Here is a 17873-nt window from a genome sequence, read left to right on the forward strand (position 1 = left end):
ATTAACCCTTGGTCGCGTCGTAGGCCAATTTTGCCTGCACTACATGTCATTCACCGATCCCTGGCGGCGATCATCCCTGCCAACGCTTTCAATCGCCTTTCACCGCCTGCTCGAATGCGGGGGTAGCTCGGGAGACGAAGCCACCTTCGGCCCGAGTCACGAAAACCGCCGCCAGATCATGGGCCACGGCGAAATCCCAGCCACGCTCCGGCCCCAGGATCAACAGCAGGGTCGAATAACCATCGGCCTGCAGCGCCGAGGCATCGAGCACGGTGACCGCGGCCAAGTCGTGGTCGACCGGGCGCCCCAGGCGGGCATCGAAGGTATGCGAATAGCGCCGGCCATTCTCCTCGAAATAGTGGCGATAGTCACCCGAGGTCGACACCCCCAGGCCATTGACCGGGATGATCTGGCGGGCGATCTGGCGGTCTTCGCGCGGTAACTCCAGGGCGATACGCCAAGGGCTGCCGTCGGGCTTGCGGCCCACGGCCTTGAGCTCGCCAGTGGCTTCGGCGACGAAACTGGCCACGCCCATGGCGCGTAGGCGGCGGGCGATCAGGTCGACGGCGTGGCCGGCAGCGATGCTGTTGAAGTCCAGTTGCACGGGGGCATCCTTGCACAGTGCCTGGCCGTCGATACGCAGGTGGCGGTAGCCGACACGCTGGCGGGCCCGGGCCAGGGCTTGCGGGTCGGGCACCTGCTCGTGGCGAGCCTGCGGGCCGAAGCCCCATAGGTCGAGCAGCGGTTCGACGGTGAGGTCGAACGCACCGTCGCTCAATTCGGCCAGGTGCTGGCCGAGGGTTACCAGTTCGAGCATGTCCGGCGGCAAGGCCATGCACTGGTTGGCGGGCAACTGGTTGAACTGGCTGGCCGTGGAGTCGCCGCGGTAGGTCGAGTAATGCTGGTCGATGTCGTTGAGAATGGTCTCGACCGCCGCCTGGACCTGGGCCGGTGCCGGGCCGCCGGGTTCGCGAACGTACTGGATGCTGTAACTGCTGCCCATGGTCGGGCCACCCAGGCGTTCCAGGGTCGGACCCTGGTTACAGGCGGTGAGGAGCATCAGGATGAACAGGAGGGCTGTGCGCAAAGGTCGGCTTCTCGGTTGCCTGAGCGGACCTCTTCGCGGGTAAACCCGCGAAGAGGCACGCTCAGGCAACACAAATCTGGATAAAAAAAACGGGAACCCGAAGGTTCCCGTTTTTTCATGCGCTTACAAGCGGATTAGCGCGGAAACGCTGGCGGGTTCACACCCGACATCTCTTCCATCACGCGAACGACCTGGCAGCTGTAACCGAATTCGTTGTCGTACCAGACGTACAGGACAACGCGGTTGTCGTTGGCGATGGTCGCCTCGGCATCCACCACACCGGCGTGGCGGGAACCTACGAAGTCGGTCGAAACCACTTCCTGCGAGCTGACGTAGTCGATCTGCTTGTGCAGTTCCGAGTGCATGGCGGTCTGGCGCAGGTACTCGTTGATCTCGTCGCGGGTGGTCGGCTTCTCGAGGTTCAGGTTGAGAATGGCCATCGAAACGTTCGGCGTCGGAACGCGAATGGCGTTACCGGTCAGCTTGCCCTTGAGCACTGGCAGTGCCTTGGCGGCAGCGGTGGCGGCGCCGGTTTCGGTGATGACCATGTTCAGCGGCGCGGCACGGCCACGGCGGCTGCCCTTGTGGAAGTTGTCGATCAGGTTCTGGTCGTTGGTGAACGAGTGAACGGTTTCGACGTGGCCATTGACGATGCCGTACTGGTCGTTGATGGCCTTGAGCACCGGCACGATGGCGTTGGTGGTGCAGGACGCTGCCGAGATGATCTTGTCATCGGCAGTGATTTCGCCGTGGTTGATGCCGTGCACGATGTTCTTCAGCGCGCCTTTGCCAGGAGCGGTGAGGATCACGCGGGCAGCACCCGGGCAAGCCAGGTGCTGGCTCAGGCCGTCGGCATCACGCCATACACCGGTGTTGTCGACGATCAGCGCATTGTTGATGCCGTACTGGGTGTAGTCGACTTCGCTCGGGCTCTTGGCGTAGATGATCTGGATCAGGTTGCCGTTGGCGGTGAGGGTGTTGTTGGCTTCGTCGATGGTGATGGTGCCATCGAACGGGCCGTGCACCGAGTCACGGCGCAGCAGGCTGGCACGCTTGACCAGGTCGTTCTCGGCACCTTTGCGCACAACGATGGCGCGCAGGCGCAAGCCGTCGCCACCACCGGTCTTCTCGATCAGGATGCGCGCCAGCAGGCGACCGATGCGGCCGAAGCCGTACAGAACAACGTCGGTCCCCTTGCGGGCCGAAGCGTTCTGCTGGCCAACCACGTCGGCCAGCTCTTCACGGACGAACTGCTCGGCAGTGCGGCCATTGCCTTCCTGCTTGAACTTGTTGGCCAGCTTGCCCAGGTCGACCGAAGCGGCGCCCAGTTTCAGCTCGCTCATGGCCTTGAGCAGGGGGAATGTCTCGTGTACGGACAGCTCGGTCTCGTCAGTCTGACGGTGACGCGCAAAGCGGTGGGCTTTGAGGATCGAGATAACCGAACGGTTGATCAGGCTACGGCCATAAATCGAGCTCACCACATTGTTGTTGCGGTAGAGCTGACCGATAAGCGGGATCATCGCTTCAGCCAGAGCTTCACGATCGATCCACTCACCAAGACACTGGTCGGGCTTCTGAGTCACGGGAACCTTCCACATGTAGGGACAGAAAAAAGGGGCTACATTATGACGCCCCAGCGCGTAACCGGCAATGAGCGCCTGTCGCCGATGGCAAAGCCTGCTGTTCATGGCCTGTGAAGCCTGACAGCAGGCACCGTCACCGGTACAATCGATCTCTTTGCCGCAACGCTTGGAGTGCAATCTCCCGTGTCAGTTCTGCGCCTTCCGCAAATGTCGGCCACGGCCGGCAAACAAACCTGGGGCAACCTGCCCGGGGCCGCCCTCAGCCTGGCCATCGCCGAGGCCGCCAGCAGCGCGGGCCGCTTCACCCTGCTGCTGACCGCCGACAGCCAGGCGGCCGATCGTCTGGAACAGGAGCTGCGCTTCTTTGCCCCAGACCTGCCGGTGCTGCCGTTCCCCGATTGGGAAACCCTGCCCTACGACCTGTTCTCGCCGCACCAGGACATCATTTCCCAGCGTATTGCCAGCCTCTACCGCCTGCCGGAGCTAAGCCACGGCATTCTTGTAGTGCCGATCACCACCGCCCTGCACCGCCTGGCGCCGACCCGCTTCCTGCTGGGCAGCAGCCTGGTGCTGGACGTGGGCCAGACCCTCGACGTCGAACAGATGCGCACGCGCCTGGAAGCCACCGGCTACCGCTGTGTCGACACGGTCTACGAGCACGGTGAGTTTGCCGTGCGTGGGGCGCTGATCGACCTGTTCCCGATGGGCAGCAAGCTGCCTTATCGCATCGACCTGTTCGATGACGAGATCGAGACCCTGCGCACCTTCGACCCGGAGACCCAGCGTTCGATCGACAAGGTCGACTCGATCCGCCTGCTGCCGGCGCGCGAGTTCCCCATGCAGAAGGAAGAGGTGACCCGCTTCAAGGCGCGCTTCCGCGAGCGGTTCGATGTCGACTTCCGCCGCAGTGCAATCTTCCAGGACCTGGCCAGCGGCATTATCCCTGCGGGCATCGAGTACTACCTGCCACTGTTCTTCGAAGAAACCTCGACGCTGTTCGACTACCTGCCCGCCGACACCCAGGTGTTCTCGCTGCCAGGGGTCGAGCAGGCGGCCGAGCACTTCTGGAACGACGTGCGCGGGCGCTACGAAGAGCGCCGCGGCGACCTGACCCGCCCGCTGCTGCCGCCGGCCGAACTTTTCCTGCCCGTGGAAGACTGCTTCGCCCAGCTCAAGCAGTGGCCTCGGGTGGTGGTCAGCGCCGACGAGATCGAAGCCGGCGCCGGCCGCGAGCGCTTCCCCGCACGCGCCCTGCCCAACCTGGCCATCGAAGCCAAGGCCAACCAGCCGCTGGCGGCGCTGGCCGAATTCCTCGACCAGTTCAGTGGCCGCGTGCTGTTCACCGCCGAATCGGCGGGGCGCCGCGAGGTGCTGCTGGAACTGCTCGAACGCCTCAAGCTGCGCCCGCAGACGGTCGACAGCTGGGCCGACTTCATTACCGGCCGCGAGCGACTGGCGATCACCATCGCCCCGCTGGACGACGGCTTGCTGCTGGACGACCCGGCCGTCGCCCTGGTCGCCGAGAGCCCGCTGTTCGGCCAGCGCGTGATGCAGCGCCGGCGCCGTGAAAAGCGCGGCGAAGCAGCCAACGACGCGGTGATCAAGAACCTCACCGAGCTGCGTGAAGGCGCGCCGGTGGTGCATATCGACCATGGCGTGGGCCGTTACCTGGGCCTGGCCACCCTGGAAATCGACGGCCAGGCCGCCGAATTCCTCACCCTGGAATACGCCGAGGGCGCCAAGCTGTATGTGCCGGTAGCCAACCTGCACCTGATTGCCCGCTACACCGGCAGCGATGACGCCCTGGCGCCACTGCATCGGCTGGGCTCCGAAGCCTGGCAGAAGGCCAAGCGCAAGGCCGCCGAACAGGTCCGCGACGTGGCGGCCGAGCTGCTCGACATCTATGCCCGCCGCGCCGCGCGCAAGGGTTATGCCTTTGCCGACCCGGCCGCCGACTATGCCACCTTCAGCGCCGGCTTCCCGTTCGAGGAAACCCCCGACCAGCAAGCGGCGATCGAGGCGGTGCGGCTCGACATGCTGGCGCCCAAGCCGATGGACCGCCTGGTGTGCGGCGACGTTGGCTTCGGCAAGACCGAAGTGGCCATGCGCGCCGCCTTCATCGCCGTGCACAGCGGCCGCCAGGTGGCGGTGCTGGTGCCGACTACCCTGCTCGCCCAGCAGCACTACAACAGCTTCCGCGACCGCTTCGCCGAATGGCCGGTGAAAGTCGAGGTGATGAGCCGCTTCAAGTCGGCCAAGGAAGTGGCCGCCGCTGCGGCAGACCTTGCCGAAGGCAAGATCGACATCCTTATCGGCACCCACAAGCTGTTGCAGGATGACGTGCGCTTCAAGGACCTGGGCCTGGCGATCATCGACGAGGAACACCGGTTCGGCGTGCGCCAGAAGGAGCAGCTCAAAGCCCTGCGCAGCGAGGTGGACATCCTCACCCTGACCGCCACGCCGATCCCGCGCACGCTGAACATGGCGGTGGCGGGTATGCGCGACTTGTCGATCATTGCCACTCCGCCGGCGCGACGCCTGTCGGTACGCACGTTCGTCATGGAGCAGAACAAGAGCACGGTCAAGGAAGCGCTGCTGCGTGAGCTGTTGCGCGGCGGCCAGGTGTACTACCTGCACAACGATGTAAAAACCATCGAAAAGTGCGCCGCCGACCTGGCCGAACTGGTCCCGGAAGCGCGTATCGGCATCGGCCACGGGCAGATGCGCGAGCGCGAGCTGGAACAGGTGATGAGCGACTTCTACCACAAGCGCTTTAACGTGCTGATTGCCTCGACCATCATCGAGACCGGCATCGACGTGCCCAGCGCCAACACCATCGTCATCGAGCGTGCCGACAAGTTCGGCCTGGCCCAGCTGCACCAGCTGCGTGGCCGCGTAGGCCGTAGTCACCACCAGGCTTACGCCTACCTGCTGACACCGCAGCGGCAGAAGATCAGCAGCGATGCCGAAAAGCGCCTTGAAGCCATCGCCAACACCCAGGACCTCGGTGCCGGCTTCGTGCTGGCCACCAACGACCTGGAAATTCGCGGCGCCGGCGAGCTGCTTGGCGAAGGCCAGAGCGGGCAGATCCAGGCCGTGGGCTTCACCCTGTACATGGAAATGCTCGAACGTGCGGTCAAGGCCATCCGCAAGGGTACCCAACCGAACCTCGAGCAGCCGCTGGGCGGTGGCCCGGAGATCAACCTGCGCCTGCCGGCGCTGATCCCCGAGGACTACCTGCCCGACGTGCATGCGCGCCTGATCCTCTACAAGCGCATCGCCTCGGCGGCCGACGAAGAAGGCCTCAAGGACCTGCAAGTGGAGATGATCGACCGCTTCGGCCTGTTGCCCGAACCGACCAAGAACCTGATGCGCCTGACCCAACTCAAGCTGCAGGCAGAAACCCTCGGCATCAAGAAAGTCGACGCCGGCCCCAATGGCGGCAAGCTCGAATTCGAGGCCGAGACCCCGGTCGACCCACTGACCCTGATCAAGCTGATCCAGAGCCAGCCCAAACGCTACAAGTTCGAAGGCGCAACACAGTTCCGCTTCCTGGTACCGATGGAACGCCCTGAAGAACGCTTCAATACCCTGGAGGCGCTGTTCGAGCGCCTGACCCCACAGCCTGCCTAAGGAAGATCCATGCGTGCCATCCGTTGCCTGACCCTGCTGCTCGCGCTGTTCGCGCCAGCTGCCTTCGCCGAAGGTATGTATCAGGTAGAAATGATTCTGGTGCGGCAGAACAGCGTGCCGGCCTTCACCAGCCCGTTCGCCCCGGAAGACTGGAGCGCGGGCGCCCCACGCCTGGACAAGGGCGCCGAACGCCCGCTGGCACTGCAGGACGAAGCCACCCGGCTTGAAGCTACCGCCGACTACACCGTGCTGCTGCACAAGGCCTGGCAACAGCCGGTCAGCAGCGATAAAAGCCGCGTCGCCCTGGGCGCCGGCACAGAGCAGTTCGGCCACTTCCCCATCGAGGGCAACCTGGGCATCACCGCCGGCCGCTTCATCGCCGTAGAGGCCAACTTCTGGGTCAACCAGCTGGACGGCAACGGCAACGTGCTGCAAAGCGAGCAGTTCAAGCAGAGCAACAGCAACATGAAAGGCGGCCAGCTGACCTTCCTCGATGGCGGCCATCTGGCCCTGCTGCTGAAGGTCACGCCACCGGGCACGACGAAGATGCCGGTGATGGACCCGGAGATGATGGAGCAGTGATGTGAGCGAGAGCGATGCGCAGTTCTTTGTCCGGGCACACAACGGCTGGACGCTGGCGTTTGACCGCAAGTCCCTGCGGCGCGGCCTGGATTATGCCGAAGACGGTAGAAGCGAGATCGTATCGATCCTCGACATGACGATCAGGGCTCAATGCACGGGCTCCGAGGGTCGCATTTATAGCCAGCGCATCACCCTCGACATGACTGAAGATGGCCTGGAATGCGAAGGCACGTGCTCTTGCCCTGTCGGAGAAAACTGCAAGCATTGCGCTGCCGCGCTCTACCTGCTGGAACAGGGACCGGATTGCCCCGAAGGCGATCAAGAAACGTCGCCTGCCCCCATGCAAACCACACAGCAGTCACTTGACCTGCCTCCTGAGCTTGCCCATTGGGTCGAGGCCCTGGAAGTTTCGACAGAGCCCCCAGAGCCCGCCAAGCGCAAAGGCACTTCGCTCTACTATCTGCTCAGTAACGAGCACGGCAGGTGCATGCTCAGCGTTTTCAAAGGCACCCGACAAGCCGATGGCCAGTTGAACCTGGGGCGCCCGAGCTCACTGCCTGAGTTGCTTTACTACACGCCACGCTATGTAACGGATGAAGACCTGCGCATCCTTAGGCTGATTGATGCACTTGGCAAAGATTACAGCCTGCCCATTGCCAGGCTGGAGGGAAAAAAAGGCGCGCAGCTGTACGAATTCGCTCTGGCAAGCGAGCGCTTGCTATGGGGCCACCAAACGCCATTGTCCCCCGGCCCCACGCTGCAAGCCGAGTTTCGCTGGGTAAGGCTCGACAACGGTAGCTATCGCGGCGCCTGGCAGCATGATGGCAAAGTGCATGACACGGCACTGCCACTGGACCCGCTCTACTACATTGATACCCAGACTGGTGTTACCGGCAAGCTGTTGCATAATCTGGATCCCTTCGTTGCCAGCCAACTGGCCAGCGCACCTACCGTGCCGGAGCATCTGGTCATACCGCTGAGCCACCGGCTGAACGCGCTGAATCGCCAGGTCCCCACCCCCACGAGCGTGCGCAGTGAAGTGATCGAGCACATTCAACCCAAGCCCCACCTGACACTGGGCAGCCTGGAATTCAGTGCCTACATGCCCAAGACCGGGCGCATGCAACGGCAGATGCAGCACCGCGCCGCGCTGGCCTTCGACTATGATGGCCTGCGCGCCAGCGGGCCGGATGACAAGCCACTGACCCGCCTCGTCGACACCACCAGCCAGCGCATCCGCCGCCAGCCCCAGGCCGAGCAGGCGCTGCGCAAAGTATTGCGCGACCTTGGGTTCAAGCCCGCCACCCGGCAGAGCAAGGCACTGCCCGACAGCGCTGGCGAGATGCTCCAGTTGCCCGACGACGAAGCCTGGCTGCGCTTCGCCCGCGATGGCCTGCAACGTTTGCGCGAGGCCGGCTGGGACATCGATATCCACCGCGACTTCGCTTTCAACCTGCAAGAAGTAGACGACTGGTACGCCAGCATCGACGAAGCGCCAGGCCATGAATGGTTCGATTTGGAACTAGGCATCGTGGTCGAAGGCCAGCGCCACAGCCTGCTGCCGATCGTGCTGCAACTGCTGCGCAGCAACCCCGAGCTGCTGCGCCCCAGCGAGCTGGCGCGGCGCAGCGACGACGAGCACCTGCTGATCGACCTCAACCGCGGCCGCCTGGACAGCCCGGCCTTGCGCGTCGCCCTGCCCTATGGCCGCATCAAGGCAGTGATGGGCACCCTCGGCGAGTTGTACTTGCACGAGGACGCGCTCGGCCCGAGCCTGCGCATGAGCCGAGCCGACGCCGCACGCCTGAACGACATCGAGCACCTGCCACTGCACTGGGAAGGCGGCGCCCATGTGCGCGACCTCGGCCGGCGTCTGCGCGATGCCCGCGACCTGCAGGTCGAAGTGCCAAGCGGGCTCAACGCCACCCTGCGCCCCTACCAGCAGCAGGGCCTGAACTGGCTGCAGGCGCTGCGCGAAATGGGCACCGGTGGCATCCTTGGCGACGACATGGGCCTGGGCAAGACCCTGCAGGCCCTGGCCCACCTGCTGCTGGAAAAACAATCCGGGCGCCTGACCGCCCCGGCACTGGCGGTAATGCCCACTAGCCTGGTACCCAACTGGCTCGACGAAGCCCAACGCTTCGCCCCTGACCTGCGCGTGCTGGCCCTGCAAGGCCCCGGCCGCAGCAAGCATTTCGCCAAGCTGCACGAATACGATCTGGTGCTCACCACTTACGCTCTGGTACCGCGCGACCTCGAACATCTGCGTGCGCAAGCCTGGCATGTGCTGGTGCTGGACGAAGCACAGAACATCAAGAGCAGCACCAGCAAGGCCGCCCTCGCCGTCTGTGAACTGCAGGCCAACCAGCGCCTGTGCCTGACCGGTACGCCCATGGAGAACAACCTGGGCGAGCTGTGGTCGATCTTCCACTTCCTCATGCCCGGCTGGCTGGGCGACGTGAAACGCTTCAACCAGGATTACCGCAGTCCGATCGAGCGCCACGGCGATGCCGAGCGCCTGGCCCATCTGGTCAACCGGGTGCGCCCGTTCCTGCTGCGCCGCACCAAGGAACAGGTGGCCACTGAGCTGCCGGCCAAGACCGAGATGGTGCACTGGGTCGAGCTCAGCGACGCCCAACGCGACACCTACGAAGCGGTGCGCGTGGCTATGGACAAGAAGGTCCGCGACGAAATCGCCCGTAATGGCGCTTCGCGCAGCCAGATCGTGATCCTCGACGCCCTGCTCAAGCTGCGCCAGGTATGCTGCGACCTGCGCTTGGTCAAAGGGGTCGAGACCAAGGGCAACCAAGCCGACAAGGGCAAGCTAGGCGCCCTGCTGGAGATGCTCGAAGAGCTGCTCAGCGAGGGGCGCCGAGTGCTGCTGTTTTCGCAGTTCACCTCGATGCTGGCACTGATCGAGCAAGAGCTGGAAAAACGCAAGATCCGCTACAGCCTGCTCACCGGCGACACCCGCGACCGACGCACGCCGGTGCAACAGTTTCAGCAGGGTGAGAGCGAGGTGTTCCTGATCAGCCTCAAGGCTGGGGGTGTAGGGCTGAACCTCACCGCTGCGGACACCGTGATCCACTTCGACCCGTGGTGGAACCCAGCCAGCGAGAACCAGGCGACCGACCGCGCCTACCGGATAGGCCAGGACAAACCGGTATTCGTGTTCAAGCTGATTACCCGGGGGACGGTGGAAGAGAAGATCCAGGCGCTGCAGCAGGAGAAAGCCGCGCTGGCGGCCAGCCTGCTCGATGGTGGGCAGGCGGGGCAGTGGCGGTTGGGCGATGAGGAGATCGAAGCACTGTTTGCCCCGCTACCTGGCAAACGAAGCCGTTAGCCAGTACTGGCCTCTTCGCGGGTAAACCCGCGAAGGGGCCAGCATGCTCAATCGACCAGCTGTGCGCCCTTCAACGCCCCCAGAGCCTCCAGCCAACGCGGCTGCTGGCGATAATCGGTGCGCGCAAAGCCACGCCCACGCATCTGCGCAATGCGCGGCGAAGGCGTGACCTTCAAACGCTGCGCCGCAGTCAACGCCAGCTCCGCCGCCGCTCGGTCATTACACACCAGGCCCATGTCGCAACCAGCGCTCAGCGCTGCCTCGATACGATTGGCGGCATCACCGACCACATGGGCACCCGCCATCGACAGGTCGTCACTGAAGATCACCCCGTCAAACCCCAGCTCGCCGCGCAGAATGTCCTGCAGCCAGCGCCGTGAGAAGCCGGCCGGCTGATTGTCGACCTGCGGGTAGATGACATGCGCCGGCATCACTGCCGCCAGTTGCCCGCTCAGACGCGAGAACGGCACCAGGTCTGCCTGGCGCAGCTGCTCGAGGCTGCGCTCGTCGGTAGGAATCGCCACGTGCGAATCCGCCTCGGCCCAGCCATGCCCCGGGAAGTGCTTGCCACAGGCCGCCATGCCCGCCGCGTTCATGCCCTTGATGAAAGCCCCGGCCAACTGCGTGGCGCGCTCGGGGTTGCCTTCAAAGGCGCGGCTGCCGACCACTGCGCTGCGCTGATGATCGAGGTCGAGCACCGGAGCGAAGCTCAGGTCCAGGCCGACCGCCAGTACTTCGGTCGCCATCAACCAGCCGCACTGCTCGGCCAGGTACTCGGCGTTGGCGTTATCGGCGATGGCGCGCATCGCTGGCAGGCGCACGAAGCCCTGGCGCAGGCGCTGCACCCGCCCGCCTTCCTGGTCGACCGCAAGAATCAGGTCGGGGCGGATGGCGCGGATCGAGGCGCACAGCTCGCGCACCTGGCGCGGGCTGTCGATGTTGCGGGCAAAGATGATCAGGCCGGCCACTTCCGGCTGGCGCAGGAGCTGGCGGTCTTCAGCAGTCAGCCATTTACCGGCGATATCCACCATCAGAGAGCCTTGCAGGCTGGCGGTCATAGACAATCCTTACATTACAGATTCAGTGAAGCCCACTGGGGGCAGGCGGCCTCGTCGATGCGTACCGGGCAATGTGCCGGCACCCGCTCGAACAGGCCAAGCAGATCAGTGTTGTGCAACCGTATGCAGCCATGGGACAGCGGCATGCCCAAGGGTTCCGTGTCCGGCGTGCCGTGCAGATAGATGTAGCGGCGAAAGGTGTCAACACTACCCAGGCGGTTGATGCCCGGCTCGCAGCCGCTGAGCCAGAGAATGCGGGTGAGGATCCAGTCACGCCCGGGATGTTGCGCATGAAGCGCGGGTGACCAGACCTCGCCCGTCCAGCGTCGGCCTTGCAACACAGCGTTGACCGGCAAGCCTGCGCCGATTCGCGCACGCACCTGGTGCAGCCCGCGGGGCGTGCAACCCGAGCCGTTGCGCTCACCGGCGCCATTACGCGCGGTGGATACTGCAAGGCGCACGCGCAGCTGCCCATGGGCAAAGCCATAGAGGCGCTGGTCGGCGAGGGAAACGTGCAGGAAATCGAGGTCGGGCATGGGCGCTAGCTTAGCCGAAGCGCCCTGCCCCGCCCAGCCTTCAGGCCTTGGCGGTGGCGCTGCCGGACTTGCTGCGCGGGCGCAACTGGGCGCTGGCCATGGCGTTGTCGGTGACGCCGGTGTCGGCACGCATGCCGGCTGCCAGGAACGGCACCATCAGGCGCATCACCTGCTCGATCGACGTGTTGATACCGAAATCGGTCTCGGCAATGGCGCGCAGCGCCTTGATCCCCGACATGCTGAACGCCGCGGCACCGAGCATGAAGTGCACGCGCCAGAACAGCTCCAGCGGCGGAATGCGCGGAGCGGCTTCGTTGACCAGCAGCATGTAGCGGCGGAAGACTTTGCCGTACATGTCCTCCAGATAGCGCCGCAGGTGGCCCTGGCTCTGGCTGAAGGCCAGGCCAAGCAGGCGCATGAAGATCGACAGGTCGTTATTGCTGCGCGGCTGCACGACCAGCGCTTGCTCGACCAGCATTTCAAGCAGTTCTTCGAGGCTGGGCTTCTGCTCGGGCTTGGCCTGACGCCGTTCAAGCTCGCGCTCGAGACTGGCGCAGAACGGCCCGAGGAAGCGCGAAAATACAGCCTGGATCAGGGCCTTTTTCGAGCCGAAATGATAGTTGACCGCTGCGAGGTTGACCCCGGCCTTGCTGGTAATCAGCCGCAATGAGGTTTCCGCGAAGCCTCGTTCCGCGAACAGCTGCTCGGCAGCATCGAGGATGCGTTCAACGGTTTCAGATTGGGCCATCACTACTCCGCCAGACAGAGACAAACAGGTGTTTGAAACATACGTTTCAGCCCTGCTTATGTCAAGGCTAGGTGACCGGGCGGTCGCCATTTAAAAGCGCCTGAGTGATGGCTGCAAGGGCCATCCTGTGTATTTCCTGCAGCTTTATGCTTGCAGCGCATCCAGTACTGTATATAATCCCAGTCACTGTATAAAAAGACAGAGCGCCCGCCATGTTGAAACTGACGCCACGCCAAGCCGAGATCCTGGCTTTCATCAAACGCTGCCTCGAAGACAACGGCTTTCCGCCGACGCGTGCGGAAATCGCTCAGGAACTGGGCTTCAAATCACCGAACGCCGCCGAGGAGCACCTCAAGGCCCTCGCCCGCAAAGGCGCGATCGAGATGACCCCGGGCGCTTCCCGTGGCATCCGCATCCCGGGCTTTGAAGCCAAGGCCGAAGAAAACGGTTTGCCTATCATTGGCCGGGTCGCCGCAGGCGCACCGATCCTCGCCGAGCAGCACATCGAGCAATCCTGCAACATCAACCCGACCTTCTTCCACCCCCCCGCCGACTATTTGTTGCGCGTGCACGGCATGAGTATGAAGGACGTGGGCATCTTCGACGGCGACTTGCTGGCGGTGCACACCTGCCGCGAAGCCCGTAATGGCCAGATCGTCGTCGCCCGCATTGGCGATGAAGTGACCGTCAAACGCTTCAAGCGTGAAGGCAGCATGGTCTGGCTGATCGCTGAAAACCCCGAGTTCGCCCCTATCGAAGTCGACCTGAAAGAACAGGATCTGGTGATCGAGGGTTTGAGTGTCGGCGTTATTCGCCGCTGATTCAGGAGGCGTCATGCAGCAGTCCATCCAAGCACATCAGCAGGTCCAGCTTCCGCTGTTCGAAGCATTTCTCGCCCAGCCGGTACTGCCAGGCCTGAAGGCCAGCGAGCAGGCACGCAAGAGCAGCCATCCGGAGCTGTTCAGCGAACTGACCCTGCGTGGCGCCCCCGAACATTGCCAGAGCCTGCTGGCCCCGGTCTTGCGCGAACTGAGCGAAGAGGAAGAAGCCCGCTGGCTGACGCTGATCGCCCCGCCCGCCAGCCTGACCCAGGCCTGGCTGCGTGATGCAGGGCTCAACCGCGAACGGATCCTGCTGCTGCACCCCCGCGGCAATCAGAGCGCACTGCAGCTGGCCTGTGAAGCACTGCGCCTGGGCCGCAGCCACACCGTGGTCAGCTGGCTTGGCAGCGTTAACGCGACAGCTCGCCAGCAATTGCTACGCGCAGCCAGTGCCGGAAACGCACAAAGCCTGAACATCCGCCTTGGCTGATGTTCAGGCTTTGCCTGTGAAGCTATGCAAACAGACGCTTCAGTGCAGTACGCGCGGCCCTTCGTCGCGCTCCAGCTCGCCGTCCATCAGGCGACCGGCCATCTGCACACCAACGCTCAGCATGGCCTTGGCGACCTCGACATGTTGGCCCTGCAGGAACGTCTTGGCGTCTTCCGAGAAATCCAAGGTTACCAGGGAGCCTTCATCCTCGGCGCGACGCAGCTCGATACGGCCATCAGGCAACTCGACAATTTCCAGAAACGACGTAGACATATAGGGCAGTTCTCCACGAAAGGCCCTTAGTGTACCAGCCGTTGCAGCTATCAGCACTCACTCAACGCGTCGCGGAAACGTCTCACCAAGCCTTTGAGGTTATTACGCCAGCTTTCCAGTTCTTCGCGCGAGCGCGCAGGATGCTCGGGCTCATCGAGATTGACGGCCTGAATCAGCGGCTGGGTAGCGTCGGTTTTTGGCGCTTTTTTCGCGACCGGTGGTCGGAACAAATCGGCATAAGCGCTCAGTAGTTGCGCCAACCAGGTTTCGCGCTGACGAACCAGTTCGAGCATCTCCGCAACCTCAGGAATAGCGAGGCTGTTCAACGCCTCGTCGGCGAGCGCCTGCTCGACCGAAGCCACTACGGGCAGGCGGTAGAAACCACCAATTTCATGACACAGCCCCAGTAGCGCGCCGTAGAGGTGGAACAGCGCCGACTCACGCTCGGCCTGGACCAGACCCTGGGCGTTCATGGCCTGGCTTTGTTCGGCCTTGGCCATCGATTCGAGGGCTAGGCCAGCGAAGAACAGTTTCTGGTTGGTGCGGGTGTAGAGTTCCTGGGCCATTACAATGCCCTCCGTATGGCTGCGAGGCGGATGACTGCATCATAAATGATTGAGGCCGCTTCGCGCCCCTTCGCGGGTAAACCCGCTCCCACAGAGATAGCACTGCCCCTGAGAGCGACGCCGTACCTGTAGGAGCGGGTTTACCCGCGAAGGGGCGCAAAGCGGCCCCAATTACTGCACTGTCAGATCAGCGCTTGTCTTCGACCTTCCAGCTACCACCGTCATAGAACGCCTTCCAGCCAGTCGGCTTGCCATCAACCTCGGACTGCACGTATTGCTCCTTGGTCTTGCGGCTGTAGCGAATGACCGCAGGGCGACCCTCCGGGTCTTTCTGCGGCGCATCGCACAGGAAGTGGTACTTCGGATCGATCTCGTGCTTGTGCGGCACAATCTCCATCACCAGCGGCGCACGGGTTTCGCGGTTTTTCGGGAACTGGCTGGCAGCCAGGAACAGCCCCGAAGCGCCGTCACGCAGCACATAGGTGTCGTCGACCTTCTCGCACTTGAGCTCCGGCATCTCCACTTTGTCCATCTTCGGTGGCGCTGCTTCGCCGCTCTTGAGCAACTTGCGGGTGTTCTTGCACGCAGGGTTGGTGCAGCCGAAGAACTTGCCGAAACGCCCTGTCTTGAGCTGCATTTCGCTGCCGCACTTGTCGCACTCCAGGCTCGGCCCTTCGTAACCCTTGATGCGGTAGCTGCCCTCTTCGATTTCGTAGCCGACGCAATCCGGGTTGTTACCACAGATGTGCAGCTTGTGCTTCTCGTCCAGCAGGTAGGCATCCATCGCTGTGGCGCAGATCGGGCAGCGGTGCTTGCCCAACAAAACACGCGATTCCGACTCACCCTCGTCGTCCGCAGCAATTTCATCGCCCGGCACCAGGTTCACGGTGGCCTTGCAGCGTTCTTTCGGTGGCAGGCTGTAACCCGAGCATCCGAGGAACACGCCGGTGGAAGCCGTGCGGATCATCATCGGCCGGCCACATTCCTTGCACGGAATGTTAGTCATGGTCGGCTGGTTGGCACGCATGCCGCCCTCAGCAGATTCAGCGTTCAGCAGTTTTTTGCTGAAATCGCCGTAGAACTCGTCGAGCACGTTCTTCCAGTCACGCTCGCCCTGGGCCACGTCGTCGAGGTTCTCTTCCATGCCGGCGGTAAAGCCGTAGTCCATCAGGTTGGAGAAGCTTTCCGAAAGGCGCTCGGTGACGATGTCGCCCATCTTCTCAGAGTAGAAGCGGCGGTTATGCAGGGTGACGTAACCGCGGTCCTGGATAGTGGAAATGATCGCCGCATAGGTCGACGGGCGGCCAATGCCGCGTTTTTCCATTTCCTTGACCAGGCTGGCTTCGGTGAAGCGCGCTGGCGGCTTGGTGAAGTGCTGGCTCGGGTCAAGCTGAATCAGCTTGAGCGCTTCGCCCTGGGCCATTTCCGGCAGCACGTCGTCTTCGCCCGGCTTGCTCTGCTGTGGCAGCACGCGGGTGTAACCGTCGAACTTGAGGATGCGACCCTTGGCGCGCAGCTCGAAATCGCCAGCGGCCACGGTGACGCTGGTGGAGAGGTATTGCGCCGGCGGCATCTGGCAGGCCAGGAACTGGCGCCAGATCAGCTCGTACAGGCGCTCCGCGTCCCGCTCCATGCCGCTGAGCTTGGTCGGGTGGGTATTGACGTCGGAAGGGCGAATCGCCTCGTGCGCCTCCTGGGCGCCTTCCTTGCTGCCGTATACCAGCGGGGCTTCCGGCAGGTACTGCTTGCCGAACTCGCGCTCGATGTAGCTGCGCGCCATGTCCAGGGCGTCGGCCGACAGGTTGGTCGAGTCGGTACGCATGTAGGTGATGTAACCCGCTTCGTACAGACGCTGGGCCATCATCATGGTCTTCTTCACACCGAAGCCCAAGCGGTTGCTCGCAGCCTGCTGCAGGGTGGAGGTGATGAACGGTGCCGACGGCTTGCTGCTGGTCGGGCGGTCTTCGCGCTTGATCACGCTGTAGCTGGAAGCCTTGAGCTTTTCCAGCGCAGCCATGGCCGTGGCTTCGTTCAGCGGCTTGAAGGCTTCGCCCTTCTCACGCGCCACTTCGAAGCGCACCTTGGCGTTCTTGGCGGTGCCGAGGTCGGCGTGCACTTCCCAGTATTCTTCCGGCACGAAGGCGCGGATCTCGCGCTCGCGCTCGACCACCAGCTTTACCGCTACCGACTGAACACGGCCGGCAGACAGGCCGCGGGCAATCTTGGCCCACAGCAGCGGCGAGACCATGTAGCCCACCACGCGATCGAGGAAGCGCCGCGCCTGCTGGGCGTTGACCCGGTCGATGTCCAGCTCGCCAGGCTGCGAGAACGCTTCCTGGATCGCCTTCTTGGTAATTTCGTTGAACACCACGCGTTTGTAGCGGGTGTCGTCACCGCCGATGGCTTCGCGCAGGTGCCAGGCAATGGCTTCCCCTTCGCGGTCCAAGTCGGTTGCGAGATAGATGGTGTCGGCATCCTTGGCCAGGCGGCGCAATTCTTCGATCACCTTTTCCTTGCCGGGAAGGATCTCGTACTTGGCCTTCCAGCCGTGATCGGGGTCGACGCCCATGCGCGCCACCAGCTGGCGACGGGCCTTCTCTTTCGGCGACAGCGCCGGAGCCTCACCCGCAGCAGCCTTGCCACGCTTGGCGGCCGGCTCTTTGCTTGCGCTGGCCGAACCGCTGGTGGGGAGGTCTCGGATATGGCCGATACTCGACTTCACCACGTACTGGTTGCCCAGGTACTTGTTGATGGTCTTGGCCTTGGCCGGGGATTCCACAATGACCAGCGATTTGCCCATGGATCGGAGTATTCCTGAATCTGAAGATGAAAAACGCGTCAGGTGCCGGACGCGGCACCGCTATATATAGTGGCGAAAGAGTGAGGTCAAGCGTGGTCGATCACGCCTGCGACTTGCCAGACAGCTCAGGCAGCCCTTCTTCGGCCTTGACCAAAGCAAAGCGCGGCACCTGCTCGCCGTCAACCTCGACGGACTCCCGGAACATCGCAAGCGGCCTCACCCAGAAGCTGTAATCACCATACAGGCATTGGTAGAAGACCATCCACTCTTCGTTCTCGGAGTGCCGTGCAACACTGAAGACACGGTACTCAGGCCCTTTGTAATGCCGGTATACGCCTGGTTGTATCTGCATG

14 protein-coding genes are annotated in these 17873 nt (G+C 63.3%); 5 read left to right on the forward strand and 9 right to left on the reverse strand.

Annotated features, from left to right (window positions below; translation table 11 throughout):
* Positions 1 to 88 precede the first annotated feature (88 nt).
* Positions 89 to 1087: an FAD:protein FMN transferase gene (locus tag APH28_RS05935; RefSeq protein ID WP_060508049.1), complete on the reverse strand. Its 999-nt coding sequence runs from the start codon at positions 1085 to 1087 to the stop codon at positions 89 to 91.
* A 134-nt stretch (positions 1088 to 1221) separates the two neighbouring features.
* Positions 1222 to 2685 carry a glyceraldehyde-3-phosphate dehydrogenase gene (locus tag APH28_RS05940; RefSeq protein ID WP_060508050.1) on the reverse strand — a complete coding sequence of 488 codons (1464 nt, stop codon included), beginning with the start codon at positions 2683 to 2685 and terminating at the stop codon, positions 1222 to 1224.
* A 168-nt stretch (positions 2686 to 2853) separates the two neighbouring features.
* Here APH28_RS05940 and mfd point away from each other — a divergent pair, with 168 nt between their 5' ends.
* The 3 genes from mfd to APH28_RS27825 are packed head-to-tail and all read left to right on the forward strand — an operon-like array spanning position 2854 to position 10228.
* The gene (gene mfd, locus APH28_RS05945) at positions 2854 to 6303 is read left to right on the forward strand and encodes a transcription-repair coupling factor (protein WP_060508051.1); all 3450 of its coding nucleotides are present in this window, start codon (positions 2854 to 2856) and stop codon (positions 6301 to 6303) included.
* 9 nt (positions 6304 to 6312) lie between these two features.
* Positions 6313 to 6885, forward strand: a complete 573-nt coding sequence (locus APH28_RS05950; protein ID WP_060508052.1) for a CsiV family protein — start codon at positions 6313 to 6315, stop codon at positions 6883 to 6885.
* Position 6886: 1 nt separating this feature from the next.
* A complete protein-coding gene (locus APH28_RS27825) occupies positions 6887 to 10228 on the forward strand; it encodes a DEAD/DEAH box helicase (RefSeq protein ID WP_082432266.1) in 3342 nt (1113 codons plus the stop codon).
* A gap of 47 nt (positions 10229 to 10275) precedes the next feature.
* Here the strand turns inward: APH28_RS27825 and nagZ are convergent, their stop codons facing one another.
* The 3 genes from nagZ to APH28_RS05970 are packed head-to-tail and all read right to left on the reverse strand — an operon-like array spanning position 10276 to position 12570.
* Entirely contained in the window at positions 10276 to 11274 is a 999-nt protein-coding gene (gene nagZ, locus APH28_RS05960) for a beta-N-acetylhexosaminidase (RefSeq protein WP_177334230.1), read from the reverse strand.
* Positions 11275 to 11300: 26 nt separating this feature from the next.
* Complete coding sequence (locus APH28_RS05965) at positions 11301 to 11822, reverse strand: L,D-transpeptidase (protein ID WP_060508054.1); 522 nt, start codon at positions 11820 to 11822, stop codon at positions 11301 to 11303.
* Between the two features lie 40 nt (positions 11823 to 11862).
* On the reverse strand, positions 11863 to 12570 hold the full coding sequence (locus APH28_RS05970; protein ID WP_060508055.1) for a TetR/AcrR family transcriptional regulator: 708 nt from the start codon (positions 12568 to 12570) through the stop codon (positions 11863 to 11865).
* A 212-nt stretch (positions 12571 to 12782) separates the two neighbouring features.
* On the opposite strand from APH28_RS05970, the gene lexA reads away from it, so the two are divergent.
* Both lexA and sulA read left to right on the forward strand, forming a co-directional pair.
* Complete coding sequence (gene lexA / locus APH28_RS05975) at positions 12783 to 13391, forward strand: transcriptional repressor LexA (protein ID WP_060508056.1); 609 nt, start codon at positions 12783 to 12785, stop codon at positions 13389 to 13391.
* Between the two features lie 13 nt (positions 13392 to 13404).
* Positions 13405 to 13881: an SOS-induced cell division inhibitor SulA gene (gene sulA / locus APH28_RS05980; protein WP_060508057.1), complete on the forward strand. Its 477-nt coding sequence runs from the start codon at positions 13405 to 13407 to the stop codon at positions 13879 to 13881.
* Between the two features lie 39 nt (positions 13882 to 13920).
* Here the strand turns inward: sulA and APH28_RS05985 are convergent, their stop codons facing one another.
* From APH28_RS05985 to APH28_RS06000, 4 genes are all read right to left on the reverse strand, one after another.
* Positions 13921 to 14154: a hypothetical protein gene (locus APH28_RS05985; RefSeq protein ID WP_060508058.1), complete on the reverse strand. Its 234-nt coding sequence runs from the start codon at positions 14152 to 14154 to the stop codon at positions 13921 to 13923.
* Between the two features lie 50 nt (positions 14155 to 14204).
* The gene (locus tag APH28_RS05990; protein WP_060508059.1) at positions 14205 to 14720 is read right to left on the reverse strand and encodes a DUF6586 family protein; all 516 of its coding nucleotides are present in this window, start codon (positions 14718 to 14720) and stop codon (positions 14205 to 14207) included.
* 187 nt (positions 14721 to 14907) lie between these two features.
* Positions 14908 to 17520, reverse strand: a complete 2613-nt coding sequence (gene topA, locus APH28_RS05995; RefSeq protein WP_060508060.1) for a type I DNA topoisomerase — start codon at positions 17518 to 17520, stop codon at positions 14908 to 14910.
* Positions 17521 to 17620: 100 nt separating this feature from the next.
* On the reverse strand, positions 17621 to 17872 hold the full coding sequence (locus tag APH28_RS06000; protein WP_060508061.1) for a DUF1653 domain-containing protein: 252 nt from the start codon (positions 17870 to 17872) through the stop codon (positions 17621 to 17623).
* Position 17873 lies beyond the last annotated feature (1 nt).

Origin of the sequence: Pseudomonas sp. NBRC 111124 (assembly GCF_001320245.1) — a bacterium.
GTDB lineage: Bacteria > Pseudomonadota > Gammaproteobacteria > Pseudomonadales > Pseudomonadaceae > Aquipseudomonas.

Excerpts from the sequence above, each read along its gene's own strand:
- APH28_RS05940 (WP_060508050.1), bottom strand. The coding sequence starts at position 2,685 with ATGTGGAAGGTTCCCGTGACTCAGAAGCCCGACCAGTGTCTTGGTGAG.
- APH28_RS05950 (WP_060508052.1), top strand. The coding sequence starts at position 6,313 with ATGCGTGCCATCCGTTGCCTGACCCTGCTGCTCGCGCTGTTCGCGCCA.
- APH28_RS05965 (WP_060508054.1), bottom strand. The coding sequence starts at position 11,822 with ATGCCCGACCTCGATTTCCTGCACGTTTCCCTCGCCGACCAGCGCCTC.
- APH28_RS05970 (WP_060508055.1), bottom strand. The coding sequence starts at position 12,570 with ATGGCCCAATCTGAAACCGTTGAACGCATCCTCGATGCTGCCGAGCAG.
- lexA (WP_060508056.1), top strand. The coding sequence starts at position 12,783 with ATGTTGAAACTGACGCCACGCCAAGCCGAGATCCTGGCTTTCATCAAA.
- sulA (WP_060508057.1), top strand. The coding sequence starts at position 13,405 with ATGCAGCAGTCCATCCAAGCACATCAGCAGGTCCAGCTTCCGCTGTTC.
- APH28_RS05985 (WP_060508058.1), bottom strand. The coding sequence starts at position 14,154 with ATGTCTACGTCGTTTCTGGAAATTGTCGAGTTGCCTGATGGCCGTATC.
- APH28_RS05990 (WP_060508059.1), bottom strand. The coding sequence starts at position 14,720 with ATGGCCCAGGAACTCTACACCCGCACCAACCAGAAACTGTTCTTCGCT.
- topA (WP_060508060.1), bottom strand. The coding sequence starts at position 17,520 with ATGGGCAAATCGCTGGTCATTGTGGAATCCCCGGCCAAGGCCAAGACC.
- APH28_RS06000 (WP_060508061.1), bottom strand. The coding sequence starts at position 17,872 with ATGCAGATACAACCAGGCGTATACCGGCATTACAAAGGGCCTGAGTAC.